4 protein-coding genes are annotated in these 3,172 nt (G+C 64.8%); all 4 read left to right on the forward strand.

Annotated features, from left to right (window positions below):
• Positions 1–240: zinc-binding dehydrogenase (locus tag VEI45_RS08345; protein WP_324852052.1), on the forward strand; the 240-nt coding region annotated here is incomplete at its 5' end.
• A gap of 169 nt (positions 241–409) precedes the next feature.
• Positions 410–1,504 carry a homogentisate 1,2-dioxygenase gene (locus VEI45_RS08350; RefSeq protein ID WP_324852054.1) on the forward strand — a complete coding sequence of 365 codons (1,095 nt, stop codon included), beginning with the start codon at positions 410–412 and terminating at the stop codon, positions 1,502–1,504.
• Positions 1,501–2,688 carry an alpha/beta hydrolase gene (locus VEI45_RS08355; RefSeq protein ID WP_324852056.1) on the forward strand — a complete coding sequence of 396 codons (1,188 nt, stop codon included), beginning with the start codon at positions 1,501–1,503 and terminating at the stop codon, positions 2,686–2,688. Before VEI45_RS08350 ends, VEI45_RS08355 begins: the two co-directional genes overlap by 4 nt.
• Positions 2,685–3,172, forward strand: a 488-nt coding sequence (locus VEI45_RS08360; protein WP_324852058.1) for a CaiB/BaiF CoA transferase family protein, incomplete at its 3' end; no start/stop codon positions are given. The genes VEI45_RS08355 and VEI45_RS08360, both read left to right, overlap by 4 nt.

Consider the following 3,172-nt stretch of genomic DNA (forward strand, 5'->3'; position numbering starts at 1 on the left):
AAGGTGAATCGGCTGCTGCTCAACAACATTGACGTGGTCGGCGTCGGCTGGGGCGCCTGGGCGGGCACCCACCCCGGCGCGCTGACCGAGCAGTGGGCCCACCTGGAGCAGCTGCTCGCGTCGGGCAAGCTGGCTCCCCCGGAGCCGGTGGTCTACCCGCTGGACGAGGCCGCCGCCGCGATCGCATCGCTGGAGAATCGCACCGCCAAAGGAAAAGTCGTCCTACGCATACGGGACTGACGCGGCCCGTGGATCCGCGACACATACGCGGTTGCGACGACACGCCGATGCAGGTCGCAGTGGATTAAGTCTCGGCGGGGATTCGGCCCTTGTATCGCGCAAGAAGAAAAAGTAATGTCACTTTTAGTTCTTTGTTTGCCGCCGATGCCGTCGCACGCTGGGAGCCACCATGGAATCCTTCATCCACTTGCGCAAAGGTAAAACGCCACGCCGGCTTCATGCTGATCTGGACGGGCTGAAGGACGACGAGCTGGGCCGCGGCGGATTCACCGGCCGAACCGCCAACATCTACCGCCGCCACGACCCCACCGCATACCGCTCGGAGGGTCCGCTGCGCCCGATCGACGTGCTGTCCAGCGAGCTCAAACCCAGCGACGCGACCGACGCCAACGGCGGGCCGCTGTTGATGTTCGCCAACGCCGAGTGCCGCATCTCGCTGTCCCGCCGCCATCAGCCGATGCCGTTCTATACCCGCCATGTCGACGGTGACCTGCTGTGCTTTGTGCACCAGGGCACCGGGCTCTTAGAGACCGAGTTCGGACCACTGCCCTACCGCGAGGGTGACTGGGTGTACATCCCCAAGGCATGCACGTGGCGCCAGGTGCCCGACGGCGAATCGACGTTGCTGATGATCGAGGCGAGCGACGAGTTCCGCGTCCCGCCGCCCGGATCGCTGGGCCGGCATTTCCCCTTCGACCCGTCGCAGGCGGTCATCCCCGACCCAGCTCCGATCGACGATGACGAGCGCGACGAGTACGAGGTCCGGCTGGTCCACGAGGGCGGCCCGACAACGCTTTTCTACCAACACAATCCGATCGATGTCGAAGGCTGGCGCGGCGACAACTTCGCGTTCACGTTCAACATCGCCGACTACAACGTGATCACTTCCGACAGCGTCCACCTGCCGCCGACCGTGCATTTGTTCATGCAGGCCACCGGCGTCTACGTGATGAACTTTCTGCCAAAGCCCGCCGAAGGCGTCCCCGGCACCGAACGCACACCCTGGTATCACCGCAACGTCGACTACGACGAGATTGCCTTCTTCCACGGCGGCTCGCTCTATGGCATCCCGATGCCCCCGGGCCTGATTACCCATGCGCCGCAGGGAGTTCACCATGGCGCGCCGGAGAAGGCGCGAGAGCGGGCCCGTCGCAAATTCGACGAACATTCCCGCGTCGACTGGCAAGTGATCGCCATCGACACCCGCCGCCGATTGACCCCGTCAGCCGAGGTGCTGGCGCACGACCTAGGACAGCACTCATGACAACAGCGGTGAAACACGACTACGACCGCATCCCGTATCTCGTTGCTTTCGAGAACAATTCGGGTGTCCGGGACGTCTATGGCGGGCTCGCCGAGATCACCGTGCTGGAGAGCTATCTGCTCAAGCCGAAAGACAAACCGTCAGACACCGTGCTGGTGTTCATGCATCCGATCGGTGGGGGTGCGTACCTGCCGATGATCAACGCGCTGGCCCGGGCGGGTCACCACGTCATCTACTGCAACAGTCGGTTCCGCGGCACCGACTCGGCGCTGCTGATGGAGAAGGTGGTCGAGGATCTCGGCGCGGCGATCAAGGACGCCAAGGACCGCCTTGGCTATCGGAAAGTGGTGCTCGCGGGCTGGAGTGGCGGCGGCTCGCTGTCGGTGTTCTACCAACAGCAGGCCCAGCACCCGACCATCAGGTCGAGCCCGTCAGGCGACGGGCCCGATCTCACCACGCTGAATTTGCCCGCCGCCGACGGCATCATGCTGCTGGCCGCGCACATCAGCCGGCACGGCACGCTAACCGAATGGCTGGATGCGTCGATCCTGGACGAATCCGATCCCACCAAACGCGACCCGGAACTCGACATCTACAACCCGGACAATCCCAACCAACCGCCCTACAGCCAGGAGTTTCTGGCCCGCTACCGGCAAGCGCAGATCAGCCGTAACCGCCGGATCACCGCCTGGGTCAAAGAAAAGCTGGCCGAACTGAAGGCCGACGGACGCCCCGACGACGAGTTCGGATTCGTCGTGCATGGCACCATGGCAGACCCGCGCTGGCTGGATCCCAACGTCGATCCGAACGAACGCACACCGGGAGCCTGCTATCTGGGCGATCCTCAAGTGGTGAACATGAGCCCGGTCGGGCTGGCCCGCTTCTCCACGCTGCGCAGCTGGCTGTCGCAATGGAGCTACGACGACGCGCACGGCGACGGCGTGGACTGCGGAAAAGACATCGCGGTGCCGGCACTGGTGATCGGCAACCTGGCCGATGACGCCTGCACACCCAGCCACACCCGGCGGCTGTTCGAGGCGATCGGCCATCCCGACAAGGAGATCCACGAAATCCCAGGCGCCACACACTATTACGCCGGACCGGATCAACGCGACAAGTTACGCCACGCGGTCGAGATCGTCACCGACTGGCTGGTGCGTCACGATTTCGCGGGCGCGCAATGACACCCACCGGACCGCTTGACGGTGTTCGCGTGCTGGAACTCGGCACGCTGATCGCCGGACCGTTCGCCGGCCGGCTGCTCGGCGACATGGGCGCCGAGGTCATCAAGGTGGAACCACCGGGTGCACCGGATCCACTGCGAACCTGGGGGCAGGCCGAAGTCGACGGGCACCACGTTTTCTGGACGGTGCATGCGCGCAACAAAAAGGCCATCACACTGGACCTGCGCCGACCGCGTGGCCGCGAACTGTTCCTCGATCTGGTCGAAAAATCCGACATCGTGGTGGAGAACTTCCGTCCGGGCACCCTGGAGAAGTGGGACCTGGGTTACGACGTGCTCAGCCGACGCAATTCGGGCATCATCCTGGTTCGGGTGTCAGGCTACGGGCAGACCGGCCCCGACGCGCTCAAGGCCGGTTACGCCTCGGTCGCCGAAGCGGCCAGCGGGCTGCGCCACCTGAACGGTTTCCCCGGCGGCCCGCCACC

It is taken from the genome of Mycobacterium sp. (assembly GCF_035623875.1).
In the GTDB taxonomy this organism is placed as follows: Bacteria; Actinomycetota; Actinomycetes; order Mycobacteriales; family Mycobacteriaceae; genus Mycobacterium.

What these genes read in the sequence shown, in the direction of transcription:
- VEI45_RS08350 (WP_324852054.1), top strand. Translation starts at nt 410, where the DNA reads ATGGAATCCTTCATCCACTTGCGCAAAGGTAAAACGCCACGCCGGCTT.
- VEI45_RS08355 (WP_324852056.1), top strand. Translation starts at nt 1,501, where the DNA reads ATGACAACAGCGGTGAAACACGACTACGACCGCATCCCGTATCTCGTT.